This is a genomic window from Actinosynnema sp. NPDC050801 (genome assembly GCF_040673975.1).
In the GTDB taxonomy this organism is placed as follows: domain Bacteria; phylum Actinomycetota; class Actinomycetes; order Mycobacteriales; family Pseudonocardiaceae; genus Actinosynnema.
The window spans coordinates 61,004-83,917 of sequence record NZ_JBFAQZ010000004.1 but is presented as its reverse complement, the minus strand read 5'-3'; the positions used below and the strand labels follow the sequence as shown (position 1 = coordinate 83,917).

The following is a 22,914-nucleotide window of genomic DNA, read 5'->3' as shown; positions in this document are numbered from 1 at the left end:
CGACGCTAGTCGATCCGGTCCTCCGTGGCCGCCGCGATCTTGCGCACGTACTCGATGTCACCGCAGTCGTCGTCCAACCGGCTCTGCCGGATCTCCACGAACAACCGGCCCAGCTCGTCCCGCCGCTCGTCGGACACCTCCTGCCGGGCGTCGTTGAGGATCGTGCGCTCCTCCTCGTCCACGTGGTGGTTGAGCGCCTGGACGAGCTCCTCCAGCTTGCTCTCCCACTCGTCGGACCCGGTGTCGGCGACCTCCATCAACGCCAGCAGCGCCTGGTGCCCCTCGGCGTGCTCCTCGGCACCGTGGTCGACCTCGGCGTTGTCGACCTCCTTGTACCGCTTGAGCGCCGGGTACACCTCGGACTCCTCGGCCTCGGCGTGCGCCACGAGCAACGCCGCCAGCTCGCTCAACAACGTCGACCGGTCGGAGCCGCGGTCGCGCAGCCCGCGGAACAGCTCTTCGAACTTGCGGTGGTCGGCCAGGATCAGCTCGACGACATCAGTTGCCATGGCCGCCGATTACCCGCACCTTCGGCGCGTCAACCGCGTACGTGTCGCCCTGGCTGACCACGTCGACCGGACCGGAGAACCGGCCACGCGCCTCGGCCAGCACGGCGTCGCGGTCGGTCCACGGCGCGATGTGGGTGAGCAGCAGCCGTCCGACGCCGGCCTCCGCCGCCACCTGTCCCGCCTGCACGCCCGACAGGTGCTTGCCGGGCGGCCGGTCGTCGGCGTGCGTCCACGTCGCCTCGGACAGCAGCACGTCCACGCCCCGCGCCAAGCCGCGTAACGCGTCGCACGGCCCGGTGTCCCCGGTGTAGGCCAAGGTGGCGTCCTTGGTGGCGATGCGGAACCCGTACGCCTCGGTGGGGTGCGCGACCCGGACGGCGGTGATCTCGAACGGCCCGATGCGCGTCACCACGTCCTCGGCGAGGGTGTGGAACTCGAACACGTCGCTCAGGTCGGTGGTGAGCAGCTCGTCGGCCGTCTCCGCGTAGGCGCGGGCGAACCGGTCGACGGTGTCCGACGGCCCGTGCACGGGCAGCCTGCGCTCGCGCGTGTCGTACGGCGGGTGGGTGTGGTAACGGCGGGTCACCGCCAGCGTGGTGAAGTCGGCGCAGTGGTCCGGGTGCAGGTGGGAGAACAGCAGGGCGTCCAGGGAGAACACGTCACGGTGCGCCTGCAGGGCGGCCAGCACGCCGCTGCCCAGTTCGATCGCGAGCCGGCAGCCATCGGCCTCGACGAGGTAGCCGGATGCGGGCCCGTGCGGTCCCGGCAGGCTGCCCGAGCAGCCGAGGATGGTCAACAGCACCCGTGGAGCGTGCCAGGTCAGCCGTGGGCTTGGAAGGACGCCTTTTCCAACCCGGGTAGGAATCTGCGCGCGAGCCTCGCGAACGGCTCCACTGGACCGGTGCAGCTGAACCGCTGGTCAGGGTCGCCGGAGCGGAACATGTCGCGCTCCGTCAGCACCCGCACGACGTCCTTGACGGTCTCCTCGGCGCTGGAGACGAGCATCACGCCGTCACCCATGACGATCTGGAGCACGCCCGTCAGCAGCGGGTAGTGGGTGCACCCGAGGACGAGCGTGTCGACTTCCGCGCGTTGCAGCGGTTCCAGGTAGGCCTGGGCGAGGCCCAGCACCTGGCGGCCGGAGGTGGTGCCGCGTTCCACGAAGTCCACGAACCTCGGGCACGCGACCGCCGTGACCTCGACGTCCCGTGCCGCGGCGAACGCGTCCTGGTACGCGCCGGACGCGACCGTGCCGAGCGTGCCGATGACGCCGACCCGGCCGGTGCGGGTGGTGGCGACCGCCCGGCGCACGGCGGGCAGGATGACCTCGATCACCGGGATGTCGTAGCGCTCGCGGGCGTCGCGCAGGCAGGCGGCGGACGCCGTGTTGCACGCGATGACCAGCATCTTCGCCCCGTCGGCGACCAACCGGTCGGTGACCTCCAGCGCGTACTTGCGCGCCTGCGCGATGGGCAGCGGGCCGTAGGGGCAGTTCACCGTGTCGCCGACGTACCGGATCCGCTCGCCGGGCAGCTGGTCCATGATCGCCCGTGCGACGGTCAGCCCGCCGACGCCGGAGTCGAAGATCGCGATGGGCGAATCGGCGGTGACGGTCACACGCCGAGCGTAGTGCGGGCGTTCCTCTTCGCATCCCGGGCGACGCCCCAGGCCGCGAGGACGCCGCCGAGCGCGCCGAACAGGTGGCCCTCCCACGAGATGCCGGGCTGACCCGGCAGCACGCCCCACAGCGCGGCGCCGTAGACGGCGAAGACGACGACGGCCAGCGCGATCTGCAGCACGCTGCGCGCGAAGATCCCGCGCACCAGCAGGAACACCAGGAAGCCGAAGACGAGGCCGGACGCGCCGATGTGGCTGCCGTAGGAGCCGAAGATCCACACGCCGAGGCCGCTGGTCAACCAGATGACCGCGGTGACCTGGAAGAACTGCTTGATCCCGCCGGACGTGGCCAGGTAGGACAGCACGAGCAGCGGCACCGCGTTGCCGGTCAGGTGCGTCCAGTCGCCGTGCAGCAGGGGGAACCAGAGGATGTTGTCCCACTGGCCGAGGTCGCGCGGGATCACGCCGTCGTCGTTGAGCCGGCCGCCGAGGACGGTGTCGATCGCCTCGACGACGTAGAGCAGGCCGACGAAGCCGAGCACGACCACGGCCGACAGCACGGGCCTCGGCGGGACGACGCGCTTCGCCAGCGGCTTCGGTGGCTTGGGCGCGGCGAGCACCGGCTCGGGCGTCGGGGCGGCGTTGGGGCCGGTGGGGTCCACGTCACCAGGTTACGCGGCTCACGTGGTCCGGTTCACGCTGTTCGCCGGTGGCGTGCCCCGGCGTGACCGTAGGCTGTGCCGGTGTCGATCGAAGTGGCGGTGCGGGCCGAAGCCGAGTTGGGTGAGGCCCCCACGTGGGACCACGCCAGCGGAACGTTGCTCTGGGTGGACGTCCTCGGCAACGAGGTGCACCGCTACAACCCGTCGCGCGACGACGACGCCGTGTTCGAGGTGCCGCAGCACGTGGGCGCGGCCAAGCCGCGGTCCAGCGGCGGCATCGTGGTGAACCTGCGCGACGGCGTCGCGGTGATCGACCGTGACGGCGTCAAGACGTGGCTCGTGTACTGGGCGCGTGAGGGCGTGCGGGGCAACGACGCAGCGGTCGACCCGGCGGGGCGGCTGTGGGCGGGCACGATGCGGTACGACGAGGACCCCGGCGGGTGGTTGGCGCGGATCGAGCCCAGCGGTGACGCGAAGGTCGTGCTGGACAAGGTGAGCGTCAGCAACGGCATCGGCTGGAGCCCCGACGCCACGCTCATGTACTACGTCGACTCGGCGGAGCGGCGGATCGACGTCCTGGACTACGACCGCGCGACCGGTGAGGCGACGAACCGCCGTCCGCTGGCCGAGGTGCCGCGCGGGCTGCCCGACGGGCTCACCGTGGACTCGTCCGGTGCGGTCTGGGTCGCGCTGTGGGGCGGGGCGGCGTTGCACCGGTACACGCCGGACGGTGTGCTGGACCGGGAGATCGAGCTGCCGGTGGGTCAACCGACGGCGGTCTGCTTCGGCGGCCTGGACTTCACCGACCTGTACGTGACGACCGCTCGGGTCGGGTTGAGCCAGGACGCGTTGAGCGAGTTGGCCGGTTCGGTCCTGGTGATCCCCGGCGCGGGCGAAGGCCTGCCGTCCACCGCGTTCGCGGGCTAGCCGAACGGCCCGGCCGTCAGAGGGCGTAGGTGGCGCCGGGGGTGGCGAGGGTGACCGGGCCCGCGAAGGACTCGGTCGCGTCCCGCAGGACGCCCTCGCGGTCCGACCACGGCAGCACGTGGGTCAGGACCAGCCGGCCCACGCCGGCGGAGGTGGCCACCTCGCCCGCCTCACGCCCGCTCATGTGCAGGTAGTTGGCCCGACCCGCCTGCTCGCGCCAGGCCGAGTCGGCCAGCAGCAGGTCCGCTCCCCTGGCCAGCCGCACCAGCTCCGGGCACGGCACGGTGTCGCCGGAGAACACCAGCGACACGCCCTCGTACGAGATGCGGAACCCGTAGGCCTCGCAGATGTGCCGCATGGCGGCCACCTCCACGTCCACCGGGCCCACGGCGTACCGACCGGGTGCGAGCGGCACGAAGTCGAACGTCTCGGCCAGGTCCAGCGCGGTCAGCTCGGCGACGTCGGCGGCGTGCGCGGCGGCCAGGCGTTCCGGCGCGTGCGACGGCGCCAGCACCGGCAACCGGCGTTCCCTCACGTCGTAGGGCGGCTCGGGGTGCTCGCGCCGGTGGACGGTGAGCGAGCTGAAGTCGGCGCAGTGGTCGAGGTGCAGGTGCGACAGCAGCACGGCGTCGATGTCGAACGGGTCGCAGTGGCGCGTGAGCGGGCCGAACACGCCGCTGCCCAGCTCCAGCACGATCCGGACGCCACCCGCTTCCACCAGGTACCCGGAGGTGGGCAGACCGGGCCCCGGCGCGCTGCCCGAACACCCGAGCACCGTCAATTGCATGGGCGGAACGATAGCAGCCGACGGGACGGCAAAAATGCGGTAAGACCCACGGTTCCCACCCCTCGAATGAACCCGCCCGCAGGTTCACTCGAATGCATCAACCGAGGTCACGGACCGTGCAGCCACCTGCGGTTTTCCGAAGCGCGGCCAAACCCCGACAATTCCTTGCGCGGGTTGTGGAACGAACCGTTAACCGTCTTCGGTGAATACGGTTCGGGACAAACAGGCGTTACCGCAGCTCAACAGGCCATTTGAGACTCGCAACATTCACGAAACACGTTGTCCGCGACCACGTGGTGAACACATAGTGACGACAACTCTCGCCGTGATCCTCAAGGAGGAGGGAATGGTCTTGAGAACCCTTCTGGCCGTGGCACTGCTGTTCGCCGCGCCCCTGTTCGCCACGCACACCGCCGGCGCCGCCCCGGTGCCGGCAGCCGGTCCGGTCGCGCTCGCCTGCAACGGTTACGTGGCGCTGACCTACGACGACGGCCCCAACGGGCAGTACACCCGGCCCCTGCTGAACGCGCTGCGTTCGGCCGGCGCGCGGGCCACGTTCTTCGACCTCGGCTCGCGCGTGCAGCAACAGCCGCAACTGACCCGTGAAACCGCGCAGGCCGGCATGTGGATCGGCAACCACTCGTGGTCGCACCCCTACCTGACGAACCTGAGCGCCGCCGCCGTGGCCAAGGAGTTGAACGACACCCAGAACGCGATCCGCAACGCGACCGGCCAGGCGCCGACGCTGTTCCGCCCGCCTTACGGCGCGACGAACTGGACCGTGCAGAACGAGGCTCGCAAGCTCGGCCTGACCCAGGTCATCTGGTCGGTCGACACGCAGGACTGGAACGGCGCGTCCACCGACGCGATCGTGCGCGCCGCGACGGGCGCCAACGCGGGCGGGATCGTGCTCATGCACGCGAGCTACCAGAACACGGTCAACGCCGTGCCGCGCATCGTGCAGGGCCTGGCCGCCAAGAACCTGTGCCCCGGTCGCATCGACAGCAGCGGACGGGTGGTGGCTCCGTGAAGGTCCTCGGTGCGATCGTGACCGCCCTGGCCGCGGCCGCGGCGTTCGTGCTGGCCCTCGTCGCCGCACCGCAGGCGTCGGCCGCCACGCTCACCGAGGTCACCGGCTTCGGCACCAACCCCAGCAACCTGCGCATGCACCTGTACGTGCCGGACCGCACGCAGGCCAGGCCGGGTGTACTGCTGGCCGTGCACTACTGCACGGGCACCGGCCCGGCGTTCCACTCGGGCACGGACTTCGCCCGGCTGGCCGACCAGTACGGCTTCATCGTGATCTACCCGTCGGCGACCCGCAGCGGCCAGTGCTTCGACGTGTCGAGCCCGCAGGCGCTGCGGCGCGACGGCGGCAGCGACCCGGTCGGCCTGATGTCGATGGTCCGGTACGTGCTCCAGCGCTACAACGGCGACACCGGCCGCGTGTTCGTCACCGGAGTCTCGTCCGGCGCCATGACGACCAACGTCATGCTGGCCAACTACCCGGACGTGTTCGCCGCGGGCGCGGCGTTCGCGGGCGTGCCCGCCGGCTGCTTCGCCACCACCGACGGCTCGGGCTGGAACAGCGCCTGCGCCAACGGTCAGGTGCTCCGCACGCCGCAGGAGTGGGGCAACACCGCCCGCGGGATGTACCCCGGCTACAGCGGCGCGCGGCCGCGCGTGCAGGTCTGGCACGGCACCGCGGACGACACGCTGCGGTACCCGAACTTCGGCGAGACCGTCGACCAGTGGACCAACGTGCACGGCCTGTCCACCACGCCGACGTCCACCGACAGCCCGCAGTCCGGCTGGACGCGTTCCCGCTACGGCGACAAGGTCGAGGCCATCTCCATGCAGGGCACCGGCCACAACCTGATGGGCTCGGGCATGGCGTTGCGCGCCATCCAGTTCTTCGGCCTGGACCGCCCCGTCGACACCACGACGACCACCAGCACCTCCACGAGCACGAGCACGACCACCACGACTACCACGACCACGACGACCACGACGACCAACACGTCCACCACCAGCACCATCACCACCCCGCCGGTGTCGAACTGCCGCGTGACCTACACCGTCAACGCCTGGAACACCGGCCTGACCGCGAGCGTCACGATCGCCAACACCGGCACCACGGCGGTGAACGGCTGGACGCTCGCCTTCGTCCTGCCCAACGGGCAGACGATCACCAGCGGCTGGAGCGCGACCTACTCGCCCACCAGCGGCACGGTCAACGCGACCAACGTCAACTACAACGGCACCATCAACCCGTCCTCGTCGGTCGGGATCGGCTTCCAGGCCACCCACGGCGGCAACACCGAGAAGCCGAGCTCGTTCCGGCTCAACGGGATCCCCTGCACGATCGGCTGACCCTGCACGGTCGGCTGACACGGGAGAAGGGCCCCGCTGCAAGGCGGGGCCCTTCTCCGCTTCTCTGGCCTCAGGCCCAGAGCTCCTCGGCCTCAGGCCCAGAGGTGGCCGTCGAGCCGCTCCGCGGCCTCGTCCAACGTGCCCGCGTACGCGCCGGTGGACAGGTACTTCCAGCCCGCGTCGGCGACCACGAACGCCACGTCCGCCGACTCGCCGCGCACCGCCGCCTTCTCCGCCGCGGCCAGCGCCGCGTGCAGGATCGCACCGGTGGAGATGCCCGCGAAGATGCCCTCCACCTCCAGCAGCTGCCTGGTGCGGCGCAGCGCGTCGTACGAGCCGACCGAGTAGCGGCCGGTCAGCACCTCGGCGTCGTACAGCTCGGGCACGAAGCCCTCGTCCAGGTTGCGCAGGCCGTACACCAGCTCGCCGTACCGCGGCTCGGCCGCGATGATCTGCACGTCCGGCTTCTGCTCGCGCAGGTACCGGCCGACGCCGACCAACGTGCCGGTGGTGCCCAGGCCGGCCACGAAGTGCGTGATCGTCGGCAGGTCCTTGAGGATCTCCGGCCCGGTGCCGTGGTAGTGCGCGCCCGCGTTCGCCGGGTTGCCGTACTGGTAGAGCATCACCCAGTCCGGGTTCTGCGCGGCCAGTTCCTTCGCCATCGCCACGGCCTGGTTCGAGCCGCCCGCCGCGGGCGAGTACACGATCCGCGCGCCGTAGGCCTGCAGCAGCTGCTTGCGCTCGGTGGAGGTGTTCTCCGGCATCACGCACACCAGGCCGTAGCCCTTGAGCTTCGCCGCCATGGCGAGGGCGATGCCGGTGTTGCCCGAGGTCGGTTCGAGGATCGTGCAGCCCGGCGTGAGCGCCCCGGACCGCTCGGCCTCCTCGATCATCATCAGGACCGGGCGGTCCTTGATCGAGCCGGTCGGGTTGCGGTCCTCCAGCTTCGCCCACAGCCGCACGTCCTTCGACGGCGACAGCCGGGGCAGCCCGATCAGGGGCGTGCCGCCGACCGCGTCGAGCAGTGACTCGTAGCGGGCCACGGTCCAGTCCTCCGAGGTGCGTCCTTGGGGGTGCGTCCTTAGGGGGTGGGTCAGCCGCCCGCGACGGCGGGGAGGATCGTCACGGTGTCGCCGTCCTTGATCGCGGCCGCCAGGCCACCCGCGAACCGCACGTCCTCGTCGTTGACGTAGACGTTGACGAACCGGTGGAGCGCGCCCTCCTTGACCAGGCGCTGCTTCAGGCCACCGTGGTTGGTCTCCAAGTCGTCGATGATCTCGGCGAGCGTCGCGCCCGCGGCCTCGACGGACTTCTGCCCACCGGTGTGGGTGCGCAGGATCGTGGGGATGGAGACGATGACGGCCATGCTGGTACCTCCGAGGAGCCGGGTTTGGTGAGAGTCGTGCCACGAGCGGTGCGCGGGCGCACCTGGAGGGCTCAGGGACAGTCGGGGGTGTCGTCGGCGCCGGTGTGGGCGAACATGTACGACTCCACGACCTCGACCGGCTCTTCGGTCACCACGCCGTCCACGATCCGGTAGGAGCGCAGCTCGTGCTGCTCCGGGTCACGGGTCGAGACGAGCACGTAGTGCGCCTGCGGCTCGCTCGCGTACGAGACGTCCGTGCGGGACGGGTACGCCTCCGTCGCGGTGTGCGAGTGGTAGACGACGACCGTTTCCTCGTCGTTCGCGGTCATCTCGCGGTGGACGCGCAGCTGCTCCATCGAGTCGAAGCGGTAGAACGTCGGCGAGCGCTCGGCGTTGGTCATCGCGACGAACCGCTCCGGGCGGTCGGAGCCCTCGGGGCCCGCGATGATCCCGCACGCCTCGTCCGGGTGGTCGCGACGGGCATGAGCCACCATCGCGTCCACGAGGTCACGGCGAATCACCAGCACACCTCCATCCTACGTGGTGGGGGAAGGTGTCCCGGCTTGTGAGAACCCGCACTACACCGGTTCGCGCACGCCTTCGAAGACCGCTCGGTGCACCTTCGGGTCGGTCGGGTGCACGCCCAGCAGGCCGCCCGCACCGAGCGCCGCGAGCCCGAGGGCCGAGGCGCCCCTGGCCAGCAGGCCGAACCCGTGGCCGCGCAGGCGGAACGACGTGAGGTAGCACACCGTCGCCGCCGCGTTGGCCGTCAGCTGCACGAACGCCGCGCGCCGCTTGTCCTCGGCCAACGTCCCGTACTCGGCCAGCTCGGTGGCCAGCGCCGCGGGCGCGATCGCCAACCCGGCCCCGATGAACGCCCGTGCCGCCTTGCTCGCGCCCGGCATCAGGTCCAGCGCCGCCGACGCCGCGTACAGCCCGATGGGCAGCGCCACGACCGCCGGGTGCACCGGTCGGCCGAGCGCCCGCGCGCGCAGCAGGTCGGTCACCTCGCGGCGCCGCAGCGCCGCCGGCACCGCCTCGGCCAACGCCCCGGCCGCCTTGCCCACCGCCGGACTGGTCCGCACCCACTTCAACGCCTTCTGCACACCCGCCATACCGGCCGGTTACCCCTCCGACCCGCGAGTCGAACACTCCCGCCCCGCGAGTCCTACCTCCAGACCCCGCGTGTCCTACGTTCGCGTCGCGCGTGTCCTACGTTCAGAACGCGCGTGTCCTACGTTCAGGACCCCCGAGTTCAACGCTCAGGACGGCTGGGCCGCGCGTTGCAGGGCGTCGGCGGCGGTGGTGCAGAGGTCGTTCAGCGGGGTGTCGGTCGGGCGGCCGGTGGCCACGGCGAAGACGGTGGCGGGCACCGTGACGCCCGCCCGCGTGAAGCCGTCGTGCGCCGACATCGCGACCCTTCGGCATTCCGCCGGATCCAGGTCGGCGTCCACCACGACCAGGCCGACCGCCGTGCCACCGATGCGGGCCAACGCCGGCACGTCGACCGGGGCAGCCGCCTCGCAAGCCGCGTGACCGTCACCCGGCACGAGCCCCAGGGCCTCCGCCGCGGGCACGATCGGCACCACCTCGAACGGCCGCGCGCCCACCGGGAACCCGTGCCCCCGCTCCGCCAGCCACCGCACCACGCCGTCGACCGCCGCCGGCCCGCCCAGCACCACCGCGTGCACCCGACGCACCAACGTCGACGGGTCCAGCAGGTCCAGCTCACGCGTGCCGACCGGCGCGCCCCGCACGTCGACCCCGGCCACCGCACCGGCGGGCGTCAGCAGCACCGCGGCCCCCGGCGCCCGCCCGAGCAGCATCAGCTCATGACCGCTTCGACCAGCGTCTCCTGCACCCACGTCAGCCAGTGGTACACGCCCAGGTGCGGCGACCGCGGGTCGTCCGGCGGCAACTCGTCCGGCATGTCCTCCTGCACGTCCAACGCCGTGCCCAGCGCCAGCCGCACGTCGTTCAACGCCGACAGCCACGCCTCGGCCTGCTCCAACGCCAGCCGCACCTCACCGCCACCGGGCGGGCACGTCTCCAGCACCACCGCCGCGACCCCGGTCTTCAGGTCCAGCAGCTCCGGCTCGTGCAGCGACCGCAGCGCGTTGGCCGAGTCGACCTCGCCCGGGTCCGGCGCGTCGGGGTCGAGCCGGTGGAAGTCGGGCAGCAGCCGACCCAGGATCGGGTCGTCCGGCGGCGTGGACGGGCCGGTGCGGATGCCGGTGAGCTCCGCCAGCTCGTCCTGCGGCGCCTCCTCGGCACGGGCCAGCAGCATGTCCTGGATCTGGCTCACCAGGCCGCGCACCACCGCGGCCTCCTGCCGGTCGAACCGGCCGAGCACCAGGTCGCCGGTGCGTGTCCACTTCTTCACGACGAACGCTGCATGGTCGCCCAGAGCCCGGCCGCGTGCAGCTTGGCCACGTCGGCCTCCACCTTGTCCTTGGTCCCCGACGACACGATCGCCCTGCCCTTGTGGTGCACGTCCAGCATCAACTTCGTCGCGTGGTCGCGGCTGTAGCCGAACAGCTTCTGCAGCACGAACGTCACGTAGGACATCAGGTTCACCGGGTCGTTCCAGACCAGGGTCTGCCAGGGGCGGTCCTCGCTGCGGACCTCCTCGCCGGCCGGGTCAACCTGCGTCCGCTCATGCTCGACGGGCGTGGTCATACCGCCAATGGTGTCATGTTCCCGTGCGTGGTGGAGCCCGCAGGGCCCCGGTGTTCGACGGCTTAGGCTTCGCCCCATGTCGATGTCGCTGTTCACCGACCACTACGAGTTGACGATGCTTGCCGCGGCGCTGCGCGACGGCACCGCCGACCGGCCGTGCGTCTTCGAGGTCTTCGCCCGGCGGCTGCCGGAGGGCAGGCGGTACGGCGTGGTCGCCGGCACCGGCAGGCTGCTGGACGCGATCGCCGACTTCACGTTCACCGAGCGTGACCTGGAGCTGCTGGAACGCACGAACGTGGTCGACCAGGCGACCCTGTCGTGGCTGGCGGACTACTCGTTCACCGGTGACGTGGACGGCTACCCGGAGGGTGAGCTGTACTTCCCCGGCTCGCCGATCCTGTCGGTGCGGGCGCCGTTCGGCGTGGGCGTGGTGATGGAGACCCTGGCGCTGTCGATCCTCAACCACGACAGCGCGATCGCGTCGGCGGCGGCCCGGATGGTGGGTGCGGCCAACGGTCGGCGGATGATCGAGATGGGGTCGCGCCGCACGCACGAGGAGGCGGCCGTGGCGTCGGCGCGGGCCGCGTACCTGGCGGGGTTCACCGCGACGTCGAACCTGGAGGCGGCACGGCGGCACGGCATCCCGACCGCCGGGACGTGCGCGCACGCGTTCACCCTGCTGCACGACACCGAGGAGTCGGCGTTCCGGTCGCAGGTCGAGGCGTTGGGCGTGGACACGACGCTCCTGGTGGACACCTACGACATCACCAACGGCATCAAGACCGCCGTCGAGGTCGCGGGGCCGTCGTTGGGCGCGGTGCGGATCGACTCCGGCGACCTGGGCGTGCTGGCCAGGCAGGCACGCGACCAGCTGGACTCGTTGGGCGCGCGGAACACCCGGATCGTGGTCTCGGGCGACCTGGACGAGTACTCGATCGCGATGCTGCGGGCGGAGCCGGTGGACGCGTACGGCGTGGGGACGTCCCTGGTCACGGGGTCCGGCGCGCCGACCGCGGGCATGGTCTACAAGCTGGTCGAGGTGGCCGGGCGGCCGGTGGCGAAGCGCAGTTCGCTGAAGGAGTCACGCGGTGGGCGCAAGAGCGCGCTGCGGCGGCACAAGGAGACCGGGACGGCGTTGGAGGAAGTCGTGTTCCCGCACGCGGCCGAGCCGTCGATGGGCGAGCACGACCGGCTGCTGCCCGTGCCGATGATCCGCGCCGGACAGCGGGTGGACGGCCTGGACACCCTGGCGGAGAGCCGGGAGCGGTTGCGCGCTGCCCTGGTGACCGTGCCGTGGGAAGGTCTGAAGCTGTCCCGCGGTGAACCCGCGATCCCGACGACGTACCTGTAGGGGGTCAGATGAGCAAGGCGCTGATCGTGGTGGACGTGCAGAACGACTTCTGCGAGGGCGGCTCGCTGGCGGTGGCCGGTGGCGCGGCCGTGGCGGCGGCGATCTCGGCGCACGTCGCGTCGTCCTCGTACGACCACGTGGTGGCGACCCGTGACTACCACGTGGACCCCGGGCCGCACTTCAGCGAGACGCCGGATTTCGTGGACTCGTGGCCGGTGCACTGCGTGGCGGGGACGGCGGGGGCGTCGTTCCACCCGGAGCTGGACGTGACGGCGGTGCAGGAGGTGTTCTCGAAGGGCGCGTACGCGGCGGCGTACTCGGGGTTCGAGGGCGCGTCCGGGGCCGGTGAGCAGCTGGTGGACTGGCTGCGGGCTCGTGGCGTCGAGCAGGTGGACGTGGTGGGCATCGCCACCGACCACTGCGTGCGGGCGACCGCGATGGACGCGGCCGAGGCCGGGTTCGCCACGACCGTGCTGCTGGACCTGACGGCGGGTGTGACGCGGACGACCGTGGACAGCGCGTTGACGCGGCTCGGTGCGGCGGGCGTGACGTTGACGGGTGCGCCGCACGTCGGCTGACGGCACCTTCGTGCGGGTGCCCGGAGCGTTCCGGTTCCGGGCACCCGCACGCGCGTCGCGGTGTTCTGAGCGTTGAACTCGGGGGTCCTGAACGTAGGACTCGCGCGACGCGAACGTAGGACACGCGCGTTCTGGACGTAGGACACGCGCGTTCTGGACGTAGGACACGCGGGTTTTGGAGGTAGGACTCGCGCGGGTCTAGGGGGTTGGGGAGCAGGCGGTGGCGCCGAGGATGACGTCGCCGGTGACGGTGGAGGCCTCGGTGAACCGCAGGTGCAGCAGGTTCATCGCGATGCCGCCGTCGTTCGGCTCGGGGAACAGCGTCTCGCCGAACGTCGCGGTGGCCAGCACCGTGCCGTCGCCGGACTTCACCTCGTGCACGTAGTTCGCCGGGATCTGGTCGGGCAACCCGGCGAAGCCGTACAGGCCGTCCGCCGCCCAACCGGCGTTCGTGCCGCTCTCGACCCCCGTGCAGGTGACCTTCCACTTGGCCACCCGCAGCCGCGGCCCGCCCGCCGACACCAGGGCCGACAGCTCGAACTCCGCACCGATCGCCTCGGACGTGGTCTTGGTGGTGTTGTTCGCCGGGTCCACGACCACCGTCGTGCACGACGACGTCCCGGCGCCGAACCGCACGCCTTGGCGGCTCACCGCCTCGGACCGGTTCGACGTCGTGCCGTCCACCGCGCACGCCGCCAGCGGCGGCACGCTGACCTGCGCGCCGTCCTTGGTGAACTCGGCGGAGCCGACCGACGCGACCCCCGCCGGGTTGGCCGCCCACGCGGGTGGGGCGGCGACCAGGCCGAGCACGAGCGCCGCGGTCACCGCACCGACCCGGCGCGCTCCGATCTGCTTCATCGTGTTGCCCTTCTGCTCTTCCTCGAAGAGGACTATCGAGCCCGGGCCGCCGCGACCAGACGATCTCGACCCCACATCACCCACAAGAGCAAAGACCGATACCTGATCGAGTGACGACGACCGGTGCCGTCAGGACGGGATGCGCACCGGCAGCGGCGCACTGGCGAAATCGGTCGGCAGGCCCACGAGCCGCTCCAGGGCCCCGCGGACCCGCGCCGCCGCACGGCCGTCGCCGAACGGGTTGTGCCCCACCGGCAGCCGCAGGCGCGCACCGAGCACCCAACCCGCCTCGGCGACGATCCGGATCGGGTCGGTGCCGACCAACCACGCGCAGCCGGCCTCCACCGCGGACACCCGCTCGGTCGTCTCGCGCAGCACCAGCACCGGCACGCCGAACGTCGGCGCCTCCTCCTGGATGCCGCCGGAGTCGGTGAGCACCAGCACGGACCGGCGCAGCGCGCGCACCAGGTCGGAGTAGTCCAACGGCTCGGTCACCACGATCCGCTCGTGCCCGCCGAGCACGTCCCGTGCCGCCGCGCGCACCCCCGGGTCGGGGTGCAGGGGCAGCAGCACGCGCACGTCGGGGTGCCGGTCCGCGATGGCCCGCACGGCGCCCAGCACGCGTCGCAGCGGCTCGCCCCACGACTCCCGCCGGCGCACCGTCACCAGCACCAGCCGTTCGGAGCGCCCGTCCAGCACGCGTTCCAGCAGCGCGAGGTCGGGGTCGCGGGCGGGCAGGTCGGCGGCGGCGACCCGGCGCACGGCGTCGACCACGGTGTTGCCGGTGACCACGATCCGGCGGTCCGCCATGCCCTCACCGACCAGCGCCGCGGCGTCGTCGTCGGTCGGCGCGAGGTGCAGCGTGGCGATCCGGGCGATCATCTGCCGCGTGCCCTCCTCGGGGAACGGTCCCGCGAGGTCGCCGGTGCGCAGGCCGGCTTCGAGGTGCGCGACGGGGATGCCGCGCCAGAACGCGGCGAGCGCACCCGCCAGGGCGGTGGTCGTGTCGCCCTGGACCAGGACGACGGCCGGTTCGCGGGTGCGCAGCAGCCGGTCGAACTCCGCCACCAGGCACGCCAGCAGCTCCGCCTGGCCGCCGGTGGCGCGCGGCGCGTCCAGCTCGACGTCCACGGAGAGGCCGAACGCCCGCAACGCCTGCTCGACCATCCCCGTGTCCTGTCCACTGTGGACGACGATCGGCCGGAGCACCGGGTGGTCGGCCAGCGCCAGCGCCACCGGTGCGATCTTGACCGCTTCGGGCCGGGTGCCCGCGAACAACACGACTTCCTTCACCTTGCTCCTTCCTCGGAGGTCCCACGGGCGTGCGGCGCCCCGGAGCGTGCCCGGGGGCAGGCAGGCGCCGGGGCGCACGCGCGCTACTCGCCGGCCGCCGCTCGACGCCCGCGGACCGCGCGGGTCGGCGGCAGGCCGGTCACGGGGAGCGCGACACCGGCCACCGCCCACCACGCGACCCCGGCGCCGGTGGCCGCCGACGAGCCGGATCCCGTACCGGCCGGGACACCGCTGCCGGGGATCCGGGACATGTCTCAGACCGTCCCGAGTTCGTGCCGTCGGCGCAGCGCCACCGCGCCGACGGGCACGCCGAACGCGGTGAGCAGGCCGAGCCCGATCCACAGGCCCGCGGCCGAGGCCATCGCGGTGGGCAGGCCGGCGGGGCCGCAGGTGGCGGACGAGAGCACCAGATCGGCGGTGCCCGGCACGCCGCCGGTCAGGGTGAGGCGGACGGCGTTGACGGTGAGGCTGCCGTCGGTGCCGCGCATCTGCTCGTTGAACACGACCTTCGCGACGTCCACACCGAGGAGGTCCAGGTCGACCGCGGTGTTCGGGGCGGGTTCGAGGTCGGGGCCGGGGTGGGGGTCGAGGTCGAGGTCGCCCAGTCGGCCGAGGTCCAGCCCGACGAGCCGGGACTTGCCGGTGAGGCCCTTCTGGGTGGCCGCGCACTCGGCTTCGACCAGTTCGGCGGACATGCCTCCGGTGACGGTGCGGAGCAGGTCGAGCCGGACGTCGGCGGTGCTCGCCCGGGACGCGACGCCACCGGTCTTGTCGTCACGCGAGGCGGTCGCGGTGATCACGCCGGTGCTGAGGACGTCCGGCAGGTGCACGGCCGCCAACGTGCCGGCGGTGGGGCCGTTCGCGTCGGCGGCGGCGAACGGGCCGGCCGAGACCGCGTCCCGGCCCACCAGCGAGAGGTCGAGCGCCACGCCGCGGGCCGAGGCGTCTCCGGGCGACGCCCAGGCGGGCGCGGCGCCGACCACCAGCGCCGCGACGACGACCAGTCCGGCCACCGCGGCGTGACGCGTCAGTCCCCCACGCATGGAACTCCTCCCTCGAACCGTTTGACCGAGCAATTTCCCCTATCGGCGTTCCACCGGTGGTGTTGAAGGTTGCTGACCGTAAAGGGGGATGCCGTCCACTCGAACCGCCCAACCACCGCCACCAAAGGTGGGTCCGGAGCCCGAAAATGCTTCACGTTGTCACCCGATCCGGGGGTGAGGTCCGCCCTCCGCAAACCCGATGACCATCAGGCAGCCCTATCGGGCGATCCCCGATGGAGGAATGGGACTCGTTCGGCGGTGGCGACCGTGCTTCGCGCCGGGCCCCTCGACCGGGTGGTCGTCGTCGCACTGGTGGTGGCTGCGCTCCCGACCTCGCGGTGCTGCGTTCGACCTGATGTGTCCTGCGTGAGATGGCCAACTTTGTAGAGCTTCGACAAAGACCGAACCTGTGATCGCCGGTTAACCTCCCGGGAAGTCGATCCTCTGGGAGGTCCCAAGTGTCCGTCCTCGCCGTTCCCGGCCGTCGCGCGGTGCTCGCCGACCTGGTCCCCGGCGCGCTCGCGCGTGACATCGCCCTGGTCGTCGCGGGCGCCGGGTTGACCGGCCTGGCCGCCCAGGTCGCGCTGCCCGTGCCGGGCAGCCCGGTGCCGATCACCGGCCAGACGTTCGCCGCCCTGCTGGTGGGCGCGGCGCTCGGGTGGCAGCGCGGTGGTGCGTCGATGGTGCTGTACCTGGTCGCGGGCGTGGCCGGGGTGCCGTGGTTCCAGGGCGGTTCGTCGGGGATGCCCGCGTCGCTCGGGTACGTGGTCGGGTTCGTGCTCGCCGGTGCGCTGGTCGGGCACCTGGCGGCGCGCGGTGGTGACCGGACGCCGTTGCGGACCGTCGGCACGATGGCGGTGGGCAACCTGGCGATCTACGCGTGCGGCGTGCCGTGGCTGATGGCCGCCGCGGGCGTGGGCCTCGGCAAGGCGCTGCAACTGGGCGTGACGCCGTTCCTGTTGGGTGACGCGCTGAAGATCGCCCTGGCCGCCGGCCTCCTGCCCGCCACCTGGGCCTTGATCAACCGCAAGTAACCCGCGTGTCCTACCTCCAGAACGCGCGTGTCCTACGTTCGCGTCGCGCGTGTCCTACGTTCAGAACGCGCGAGTCGTACGTTCGCGTCGCGCGAGTCGTACGTCCAGGACGCGCGAGTCCTACGTCCAGGACACCCGAGTTCAACGCTCGGAACGCGTAGGCGGGTCCGGACCGGGATGACGGGGTGGGCGGGTACGGTTTTCGCCGTGCCCGCCACCACCGCGATCCCCGACACCAGGACGTTGCTCGCCGTCGCCGTCGAGGCGGTGGGTGGAGCGGAACGCGAGGGCCAGGTCGACATGGCCGAGGCGGTCGAGCGCGCGATCCGGACCGGCGAGCACCTGGCCGTCCAGGCGGGCACCGGGACCGGCAAGTCGTTGGCGTACTTGGTGCCGGCGCTGCGGCACGCCGTGGCCGAGGAGTCGACGGTCGTCATCTCCACCGCCACGATCGCCCTGCAACGCCAGCTCGTGGACCGCGACCTGCCCAGGCTCGCCAAGGCGTTGCGCAAGGAGCTGGGGCGCGAACCGCGGTTCGCCATCCTCAAGGGCCGCCGCAACTACCTGTGCATGCACCGGCTGCACACCGGTGCGCCGGACGAGCCGGAGGAAGCGGGCCTGTTCGACCCGTTCGCGGTGTCCAAGATGGGCCGCGAGGTCAAGCGCCTGCACGAGTGGTCGTCCGACACCGAGACCGGTGACCGGGACGAGCTCGTGCCCGGCGTCACGGACCAGGCGTGGCGTCAGGTCTCGGTCACGGCGCGTGAGTGCCTCGGCGTGAACAAGTGCCCGATCGGCGTGGACTGCTTCGCGGAGAAGGCACGCGCCGAGGCGGGCCGGGCGGACGTCGTGGTGACCAACCACGCGATGCTGGCCGTGGACGCGCTGGAGGGCTACCAGGTCCTGCCCGACCACGACGTGGTCGTGATCGACGAGGCGCACGACCTGGTCGACCGGGTGACGTCGGTGGCGACGGAGGAGCTGAGCGCGTCGCTGGTCGCCACGGCCGCGCGGCGCTGCGGGCGGCTGATCGACCAGAACGTGGCCGACCGGATGGCGGAGGCGAGCGACGGCCTGGCGATGATCCTGGAGGAGATGCCGGTGGGCAGGCTCGACAGCCTGCCGCAGGCGTTGGCCGGGGCGTTGCGGGCAACGAAGGACGCGGCGCACGCGTGCATCACGTCGTTGGGGCCGGACCGCAAGGAGGACGTCGACGGCGCGACGTCCCGCAAGCTGGCGCTGTCGCTGCTGGACGACGTGCACGACTGCGCGACGCGGATCCTGGACGCGTTCGACGAGGACCACGACGTGGTCTGGGTGTCGGGTGATTTCGCGGACCGCAACAAGGCGCCGTCGCTGCGCGTCGCGCCGTTGGGGGTCGGTGGGCTGCTGCGGGAGCGGTTGTTCGGGAAGCGGACCACGGTCCTGACGTCGGCGACCTTGACGTTGGGCGGCACGTTCGACACGTTGGCGCGGCAGTGGGGGTTGCCGGCGGCGTCGGGGGTTCGCAAGGCGGAGGGGACGGCGACGGACAAGGAGCCGCCGTCGGACGTGAGCGGGCCGCGGTGGACCGGGCTGGACGTCGGCTCGCCGTTCGAGCACGGCAGCAGCGGGATCCTGTACGTGGCGCGCCACCTGCCGCCGCCGGGACGCGACGGCCTGCCACCGTCCTATGTGGACGAGATCGAGGGTCTGGTCAACGCGGCGGGCGGGCGGACGTTGGGGCTGTTCTCGTCGATGCGTGCGGCGAAGGCGGCGGCGGAGGCGTTGCGGGGCAAGGTCGACCACCCCGTGCTGTGCCAGGGTGACGACGCCACGGGGCAGTTGGTGAAGCGGTTCGCCGAGGACGCGCGGACGTGCCTGTTCGGCACGTTGTCGTTGTGGCAGGGGGTGGACGTGCCGGGGCCGGCGTTGCAGCTGGTGGTGATGGACCGCATCCCGTTCCCGCGGCCGGACGACCCGTTGGCGTCGGCGCGGCAGAAGGCGGTGGAATCGCGGGGCGGCAACGGTTTCCTCACCGTGGCGGCGACGCACGCGGCGCTGCTGCTGGCCCAGGGCGCCGGGCGGCTGCTGCGTTCGATGAACGACAAGGGCGTGGTCGCCGTCCTGGACTCGCGCCTGGCCACCGCGCGTTACGGCGGGTTCCTGCGTGCTTCGCTGCCGCCGTTCTGGACGACGTACGACCCGGAGGTCGTGCGGGCGGCGCTCAAGCGCCTCGACGCGGCCCACAACTGAGCCCCGAACCTGCAGGTCGCATGTTCTGAGCGTTGAACTCGGGGGTCCTGAACGTAGGACACGCGTGACGTGAACGTAGGACACGCGCGTTCTGGAGGTAGGACTCGCGGGAGGTGGAGGTAGGACTCTCGCGTGTGGGGGGGGTGGGGTTAGCCGTCGACGAGGAGGCCGCGGAGTGGGCCTTGGAGGCGGCCCGCTCGGCGGGAGACGCCGGGGAGGGCGGTCAGGCGGTGCTTGCCCGGGGCGGACAGGGTGGGGCGCCACAGGGTGTCCACGACCTCGTGCGCGGGGGCGGAGACGTCCGCGAGCGGCCGTTGCAGGTGTTCGGACCAGAGGCGCAGGCGGGTGTCGCGGGCGACGTCCGGGTCGTCGGTCACCAGGTTGACCTCGGTGTCGTTGAACAGGGAGTGCTCGTTCAGGTTGGCGGAGCCGACGCTCAGCCACCGGTCGTCCACGATGGCCAGCTTGGCGTGCACGTAGACCGACGAGGACGTGGCGCCGTCGTGCGAGGACAGGGTGGCGGCGACCAGGCGGTGGTTGCCGTCGTCGGCGTCGAGCAGGCGGCCGAGCTGTCCACGGGTGGTGTCCGCGCCGTTGCTCGGCTTGCGAGGCAGGACCAGGACCACCCGGAAGTCGTCGGTCGGTGGCTTGCGGAGCTTCGAAATGAGGATCTCGGTGATCTCGGGTGACCACAGGAACTGGTTCTCGATGTAGACCAGGCTCGTCGCCGAGCGCAGCGCGCGCAGGTACGAGTCGAGCAGGCTGAACTCGCCGCGGGACGCGAAGTCGTAGGTGCGCTCCGGGATCGTCCGCACCAGTTGGGCCGACGACGAGCCGGCCGGGGGTGGCGGTGCGACGGCGGGCAGCTGCTCGCCGGTGATCTCCTGCCAGCGCTGCCGGAAGTGCTCGGCCACATCGGCGACGATGGGCCCGTGCAGGCGCGTCCCGATGTCGTGCCAGCCCAGCGGTTCACGCGGCGGGTGCTCGGCGGTGTCGTGGCGGTCGCCCTCCACGGCGGTCAGGTCCATCCCGCCGACGAACGCCACCTCGTCGTCCACCACCACGATCTTCTCGTGGTGGCAGTGCAGCGTCCGCTCCCGCGCGTCGATCTCGCACCTCACCGCGCTGTCGCGGGTGAACTCGCGCCGGCTCTCCAGCACCCGCTTGCGGGTCGGCTCGAACATCGGCACCGGCGGCCCCGCCCACAGCAGCACGCGCACCGGCACCCGGGACGCGGCCGACGCCAGCAGCTCGCGCAACGTCGGCGAGCCCGGCTCGCGGGTCAACCGGAAGTCCGGGCTGGCACACCACCCCGCCAGGTGCACGGACTTGCGCGCCGACGAGATCGCCGAGGCGATGGCGGGCAGCACCTCGTGCCCGTCCACCAGCACCTCGACCCGGTTGCCGGTCCTCACCGGCCGCCGCGGCGTCCACCAGCCGGCCTCCGGCGCGAACGCCGAACCCCAGCCCAGTTTGCGCAACCGTCTGGCGTGGTGCGCGCACAGCAAGCTCTCCAGCCCGTCACCGAGCTTGGCATCCAGCACGTCCAACAGGCCCACGCCGGGGATGGTTACCGCAAACCGGTCAACCGAAACGTCGGTTCACCGCGACCGTGGCGGTTCCCGGCGCGACCTCGGTGAAACCGGCGTCCCGGACCATGACCACGTCCGGGCGCGCCACCAGGGCGTCCCACTCGGCCGCGGACGGTGTCCGGACGGCGCACCGGTAGTCCAGCGACGCCCATTCCTTCAGCTCCGCGTCGGACAGGTGCGGCGCGAGCAGCATCGTCGCGTGCCCCACCTGGGCCGCCGCCTTGCCGGCCGTCATCTCCACCCGCGGGTTCAGCCACAGCTCGCAGGCTCCGGCGGGGATCGGTCCGGGGGTGTCGGGCGGTAGCTCGCTGCCCGAGATCTGCAACCGGCTCAGCTCTTTGGGCAGGTCCACCACCCGCCCGGGCACGAAGGCCCGCGCCGACGCGCCGCCCACGGTGATCGTCACGCCCGGCAACGCCTGCACGGCCTCCCAGTGCGCGCCGCGTGCCCGTCGCGTCACCTTCCGGATCCGCCCGTCCACCCACGCCACGACCTCGTCGTGCCACTCACCGCCCGGCAGGGCGCGATCGTCCAGGCACACCGCGATGGCCGCCGCGGCGGCCGCCTCCAGCGCTTCGGTCCTCGACGGCGGCGCGGTCCGCTCGATCCGCAGCACGACCGGCATCGCCCGCACCGACTCCGGGTCCTCCGGGTCGGTCGCGTAGTGCCGGTCCACCAGCATCCGCAGGATCGGGTTCACAGCCGGTTCAGCTCCATGCCGTCCGCCGCGTCCGCGGCCTCCACCTCCGCACGGGTCACGCCGAGCACGAACAGCACCGCGTCCAGGAACGGGTGGGACAACGCCGTGTCCGCGACCTCGCGCAACGCGGGCTTGGCGTTGAACGCGATGCCCAGCCCGGCCGCGCCGAGCATGTCGATGTCGTTCGCGCCGTCACCCACGGCGACGGTCTGCGCCAGCGTGATGCCCTGCTCGTCGGCGAACCGCCGCAGCGCCACCGCCTTGCCCGCCCGGTCCACCACGTCGCCGAGGACCCGACCGGTCAGCTTGCCGTCCACGACCTCCAGCTCGTTGGCCGCGCAGAAGTCCAGCCCCAGGTCGTCCACCAGGCGCTGGATCACCCGGGTGAAGCCACCGGACACCACGCCGCAGCGGAACCCGAGCCGCTTGAGCGTCCGCACCGTCGTGCGCGCGCCCGGCGTCAGCTCCAACGACTCCGCGACCTCGTCCAGCACGGCCTCGTCCAGGCCCTCCAGCAACGCCACCCGCCGCCGCAACGACTCGGTGAAGTCCAGCTCGCCCCGCATCGCCGCGTCGGTGATCTCCTTGACCTGCGGCTCCACCCCGACGTGCGCGGCCAGCATCTCGATCACCTCGCCCTGGATGAGCGTGGAGTCGACGTCGAACACCACCAGCCGCTTGGCCCGCCGGGTCAGCCCGGCCCGCTCCACCGCGATGTCCAACCCACCGCGCACCGCCACCTCGGCCAACGCCGACCGCAGCTGCGCGTCACCCTCCGCCGTGTCGTCCGCCACGGAAACCCGCAGCTCAAGGCCTGTGACGGGGTAGTCGGCGACACCCCGGATCGCGTCGATGTTCACGCCGAGCGCCGCCAGCCGCCGCGCCACCTCGGTGAACGCGCGGGCCGTGACCGGGCGGCCGAGCAGGATCAGCACGTGGCTCGACTCCAGCCGCGCCGTCCGCTTGGAGTCCGCGCCGATCTCCACCTCGACGTGCATGGAGACCGTCGCCATGGCCTGCTCGACGGCCTCCTGCAACCCCTCCGGGTCGTGGTCGGCCCCGACGAGCACGCCGAGCACCAGCCGGCCGCGGATGACGACCTGCTCGACGTCGAGGATGTCCACGCCGTGCCTGGTCAGCACCGCGAACAACACCGAGGACACCCCCGGCTTGTCCGGTCCGGTGACCGTGATCAGGACGGGTGTGGCGCTGATCTTGACCCCACTGGGCTTGGTCACTGATGGCTCCTATGCCAGACAGCGGCGAGCCCCGACGACCCGGCCGAGGGAGTCGGACGCGGTCGTCGGGGC

Annotated in this window: 26 protein-coding genes; 7 read left to right on the top strand and 19 right to left on the bottom strand. The window is 72.0% G+C overall.

The annotated features are described in order from the left end of the window. Positions 1 to 5: 5 nt before the first annotated feature. The 4 genes from AB0K14_RS10775 to AB0K14_RS10760 are packed head-to-tail and all read right to left on the bottom strand — an operon-like array spanning position 6 to position 2,788. Entirely contained in the window at positions 6 to 509 is a 504-nt protein-coding gene (locus AB0K14_RS10775; protein ID WP_360451882.1) for a hemerythrin domain-containing protein, read from the bottom strand. After that, the gene (locus tag AB0K14_RS10770; protein ID WP_360451880.1) at positions 499 to 1,311 is read right to left on the bottom strand and encodes an MBL fold metallo-hydrolase; all 813 of its coding nucleotides are present in this window, start codon (positions 1,309 to 1,311) and stop codon (positions 499 to 501) included. The genes AB0K14_RS10775 and AB0K14_RS10770 overlap by 11 nt, the downstream gene beginning before the upstream one ends. Before the next feature lie 17 nt (positions 1,312 to 1,328). Further along, positions 1,329 to 2,126: a glutamate racemase gene (gene murI, locus AB0K14_RS10765; protein ID WP_360451878.1), complete on the bottom strand. Its 798-nt coding sequence runs from the start codon at positions 2,124 to 2,126 to the stop codon at positions 1,329 to 1,331. Then, positions 2,123 to 2,788, bottom strand: coding sequence for a rhomboid family intramembrane serine protease (locus AB0K14_RS10760; protein ID WP_360451876.1), 666 nt, complete (start codon positions 2,786 to 2,788; stop codon positions 2,123 to 2,125). The genes murI and AB0K14_RS10760 overlap by 4 nt, the downstream gene beginning before the upstream one ends. Before the next feature lie 81 nt (positions 2,789 to 2,869). Here AB0K14_RS10760 and AB0K14_RS10755 point away from each other — a divergent pair, with 81 nt between their 5' ends. After that, positions 2,870 to 3,715 carry an SMP-30/gluconolactonase/LRE family protein gene (locus tag AB0K14_RS10755; RefSeq protein WP_360451874.1) on the top strand — a complete coding sequence of 282 codons (846 nt, stop codon included), beginning with the start codon at positions 2,870 to 2,872 and terminating at the stop codon, positions 3,713 to 3,715. 16 nt (positions 3,716 to 3,731) lie between these two features. Here AB0K14_RS10755 and AB0K14_RS10750 read toward each other — a convergent pair whose 3' ends face one another. Continuing rightward, positions 3,732 to 4,502, bottom strand: a complete 771-nt coding sequence (locus AB0K14_RS10750; RefSeq protein ID WP_360451872.1) for an MBL fold metallo-hydrolase — start codon at positions 4,500 to 4,502, stop codon at positions 3,732 to 3,734. Between the two features lie 346 nt (positions 4,503 to 4,848). Between AB0K14_RS10750 and AB0K14_RS10745 the strand changes: the two genes are divergently transcribed. Both AB0K14_RS10745 and AB0K14_RS10740 read left to right on the top strand, forming a co-directional pair. Next, entirely contained in the window at positions 4,849 to 5,532 is a 684-nt protein-coding gene (locus AB0K14_RS10745) for a polysaccharide deacetylase family protein (RefSeq protein ID WP_360451870.1), read from the top strand. After that, positions 5,529 to 6,875, top strand: coding sequence for a PHB depolymerase family esterase (locus AB0K14_RS10740; RefSeq protein ID WP_360451868.1), 1,347 nt, complete (start codon positions 5,529 to 5,531; stop codon positions 6,873 to 6,875). The genes AB0K14_RS10745 and AB0K14_RS10740 overlap by 4 nt, the downstream gene beginning before the upstream one ends. A 92-nt stretch (positions 6,876 to 6,967) precedes the next feature. Here the strand turns inward: AB0K14_RS10740 and AB0K14_RS10735 are convergent, their stop codons facing one another. The 7 genes from AB0K14_RS10735 to clpS form a co-directional block, all read right to left on the bottom strand. After that, positions 6,968 to 7,918, bottom strand: a complete 951-nt coding sequence (locus AB0K14_RS10735) for a cysteine synthase (protein WP_360451866.1) — start codon at positions 7,916 to 7,918, stop codon at positions 6,968 to 6,970. 50 nt (positions 7,919 to 7,968) lie between these two features. Continuing rightward, the gene (locus AB0K14_RS10730; protein ID WP_360451864.1) at positions 7,969 to 8,241 is read right to left on the bottom strand and encodes a MoaD/ThiS family protein; all 273 of its coding nucleotides are present in this window, start codon (positions 8,239 to 8,241) and stop codon (positions 7,969 to 7,971) included. Positions 8,242 to 8,312: 71 nt separating this feature from the next. Further along, complete coding sequence (locus tag AB0K14_RS10725; RefSeq protein WP_360451862.1) at positions 8,313 to 8,768, bottom strand: M67 family metallopeptidase; 456 nt, start codon at positions 8,766 to 8,768, stop codon at positions 8,313 to 8,315. A gap of 51 nt (positions 8,769 to 8,819) precedes the next feature. Continuing rightward, on the bottom strand, positions 8,820 to 9,356 hold the full coding sequence (locus AB0K14_RS10720) for a DUF2231 domain-containing protein (protein ID WP_360451860.1): 537 nt from the start codon (positions 9,354 to 9,356) through the stop codon (positions 8,820 to 8,822). Between the two features lie 147 nt (positions 9,357 to 9,503). Next, positions 9,504 to 10,067: a P1 family peptidase gene (locus AB0K14_RS10715; RefSeq protein ID WP_360451858.1), complete on the bottom strand. Its 564-nt coding sequence runs from the start codon at positions 10,065 to 10,067 to the stop codon at positions 9,504 to 9,506. Next, on the bottom strand, positions 10,067 to 10,624 hold the full coding sequence (locus tag AB0K14_RS10710; protein ID WP_360451856.1) for a DUF2017 domain-containing protein: 558 nt from the start codon (positions 10,622 to 10,624) through the stop codon (positions 10,067 to 10,069). Before AB0K14_RS10710 ends, AB0K14_RS10715 begins: the two co-directional genes overlap by 1 nt. Further along, on the bottom strand, positions 10,621 to 10,920 hold the full coding sequence (clpS, locus tag AB0K14_RS10705) for an ATP-dependent Clp protease adapter ClpS (protein ID WP_360451854.1): 300 nt from the start codon (positions 10,918 to 10,920) through the stop codon (positions 10,621 to 10,623). Before clpS ends, AB0K14_RS10710 begins: the two co-directional genes overlap by 4 nt. 76 nt (positions 10,921 to 10,996) lie before the next feature. On the opposite strand from clpS, the gene AB0K14_RS10700 reads away from it, so the two are divergent. After that, positions 10,997 to 12,271, top strand: coding sequence for a nicotinate phosphoribosyltransferase (locus AB0K14_RS10700; protein WP_360451852.1), 1,275 nt, complete (start codon positions 10,997 to 10,999; stop codon positions 12,269 to 12,271). 8 nt (positions 12,272 to 12,279) lie between these two features. Continuing rightward, positions 12,280 to 12,849 carry an isochorismatase family protein gene (locus AB0K14_RS10695; RefSeq protein ID WP_360451850.1) on the top strand — a complete coding sequence of 190 codons (570 nt, stop codon included), beginning with the start codon at positions 12,280 to 12,282 and terminating at the stop codon, positions 12,847 to 12,849. Between the two features lie 198 nt (positions 12,850 to 13,047). On the opposite strand, the gene AB0K14_RS10690 is transcribed toward AB0K14_RS10695, so the two are convergent. The 4 genes from AB0K14_RS10690 to AB0K14_RS10675 all read right to left on the bottom strand — a co-directional run bounded on the left by AB0K14_RS10690 (position 13,048) and on the right by AB0K14_RS10675 (position 16,043). Then, entirely contained in the window at positions 13,048 to 13,707 is a 660-nt protein-coding gene (locus tag AB0K14_RS10690; protein ID WP_360451848.1) for a hypothetical protein, read from the bottom strand. 129 nt (positions 13,708 to 13,836) lie between these two features. Further along, a complete protein-coding gene (wecB, locus tag AB0K14_RS10685) occupies positions 13,837 to 15,000 on the bottom strand; it encodes a UDP-N-acetylglucosamine 2-epimerase (non-hydrolyzing) (RefSeq protein WP_360451846.1) in 1,164 nt (387 codons plus the stop codon). Positions 15,001 to 15,083: 83 nt separating this feature from the next. Further along, positions 15,084 to 15,251 carry a peptidase gene (locus AB0K14_RS10680; protein ID WP_360451844.1) on the bottom strand — a complete coding sequence of 56 codons (168 nt, stop codon included), beginning with the start codon at positions 15,249 to 15,251 and terminating at the stop codon, positions 15,084 to 15,086. 3 nt (positions 15,252 to 15,254) lie between these two features. Then, the gene (locus AB0K14_RS10675) at positions 15,255 to 16,043 is read right to left on the bottom strand and encodes a choice-of-anchor P family protein (RefSeq protein ID WP_360451842.1); all 789 of its coding nucleotides are present in this window, start codon (positions 16,041 to 16,043) and stop codon (positions 15,255 to 15,257) included. Positions 16,044 to 16,501: 458 nt separating this feature from the next. Here AB0K14_RS10675 and AB0K14_RS10670 point away from each other — a divergent pair, with 458 nt between their 5' ends. Continuing rightward, positions 16,502 to 17,077: a biotin transporter BioY gene (locus AB0K14_RS10670; protein WP_360451840.1), complete on the top strand. Its 576-nt coding sequence runs from the start codon at positions 16,502 to 16,504 to the stop codon at positions 17,075 to 17,077. Positions 17,078 to 17,284: 207 nt separating this feature from the next. Next, a complete protein-coding gene (locus tag AB0K14_RS10665; RefSeq protein WP_360451838.1) occupies positions 17,285 to 19,312 on the top strand; it encodes an ATP-dependent DNA helicase in 2,028 nt (675 codons plus the stop codon). A gap of 149 nt (positions 19,313 to 19,461) precedes the next feature. Here the strand turns inward: AB0K14_RS10665 and AB0K14_RS10660 are convergent, their stop codons facing one another. Genes AB0K14_RS10660 through serB form a run of 3 tightly spaced genes read right to left on the bottom strand, consistent with a single transcriptional unit; the run spans position 19,462 to position 22,818 of the window. Beyond that, on the bottom strand, positions 19,462 to 20,871 hold the full coding sequence (locus AB0K14_RS10660) for a phospholipase D family protein (RefSeq protein ID WP_360451836.1): 1,410 nt from the start codon (positions 20,869 to 20,871) through the stop codon (positions 19,462 to 19,464). Positions 20,872 to 20,896: 25 nt separating this feature from the next. Then, positions 20,897 to 21,586 carry a peptidyl-tRNA hydrolase gene (locus AB0K14_RS10655; RefSeq protein WP_360452151.1) on the bottom strand — a complete coding sequence of 230 codons (690 nt, stop codon included), beginning with the start codon at positions 21,584 to 21,586 and terminating at the stop codon, positions 20,897 to 20,899. Between the two features lie 14 nt (positions 21,587 to 21,600). After that, entirely contained in the window at positions 21,601 to 22,818 is a 1,218-nt protein-coding gene (serB, locus tag AB0K14_RS10650; RefSeq protein ID WP_360452149.1) for a phosphoserine phosphatase SerB, read from the bottom strand. Between the last annotated feature and the right edge of the window lie 96 nt (positions 22,819 to 22,914).

What these genes read in the sequence shown, in the direction of transcription:
- AB0K14_RS10690 (WP_360451848.1), bottom strand. Translation starts at nt 13,707, where the DNA reads ATGAAGCAGATCGGAGCGCGCCGGGTCGGTGCGGTGACCGCGGCGCTC.
- AB0K14_RS10730 (WP_360451864.1), bottom strand. Translation starts at nt 8,241, where the DNA reads ATGGCCGTCATCGTCTCCATCCCCACGATCCTGCGCACCCACACCGGT.
- AB0K14_RS10680 (WP_360451844.1), bottom strand. Translation starts at nt 15,251, where the DNA reads ATGTCCCGGATCCCCGGCAGCGGTGTCCCGGCCGGTACGGGATCCGGC.
- AB0K14_RS10745 (WP_360451870.1), top strand. Translation starts at nt 4,849, where the DNA reads ATGGTCTTGAGAACCCTTCTGGCCGTGGCACTGCTGTTCGCCGCGCCC.
- AB0K14_RS10750 (WP_360451872.1), bottom strand. Translation starts at nt 4,502, where the DNA reads ATGCAATTGACGGTGCTCGGGTGTTCGGGCAGCGCGCCGGGGCCCGGT.
- AB0K14_RS10675 (WP_360451842.1), bottom strand. Translation starts at nt 16,043, where the DNA reads ATGCGTGGGGGACTGACGCGTCACGCCGCGGTGGCCGGACTGGTCGTC.
- AB0K14_RS10775 (WP_360451882.1), bottom strand. Translation starts at nt 509, where the DNA reads ATGGCAACTGATGTCGTCGAGCTGATCCTGGCCGACCACCGCAAGTTC.
- AB0K14_RS10655 (WP_360452151.1), bottom strand. Translation starts at nt 21,586, where the DNA reads ATGCTGGTGGACCGGCACTACGCGACCGACCCGGAGGACCCGGAGTCG.
- clpS (WP_360451854.1), bottom strand. Translation starts at nt 10,920, where the DNA reads ATGACCACGCCCGTCGAGCATGAGCGGACGCAGGTTGACCCGGCCGGC.
- AB0K14_RS10715 (WP_360451858.1), bottom strand. Translation starts at nt 10,067, where the DNA reads ATGCTGCTCGGGCGGGCGCCGGGGGCCGCGGTGCTGCTGACGCCCGCC.
- AB0K14_RS10700 (WP_360451852.1), top strand. Translation starts at nt 10,997, where the DNA reads ATGTCGATGTCGCTGTTCACCGACCACTACGAGTTGACGATGCTTGCC.
- AB0K14_RS10720 (WP_360451860.1), bottom strand. Translation starts at nt 9,356, where the DNA reads ATGGCGGGTGTGCAGAAGGCGTTGAAGTGGGTGCGGACCAGTCCGGCG.
- AB0K14_RS10695 (WP_360451850.1), top strand. Translation starts at nt 12,280, where the DNA reads ATGAGCAAGGCGCTGATCGTGGTGGACGTGCAGAACGACTTCTGCGAG.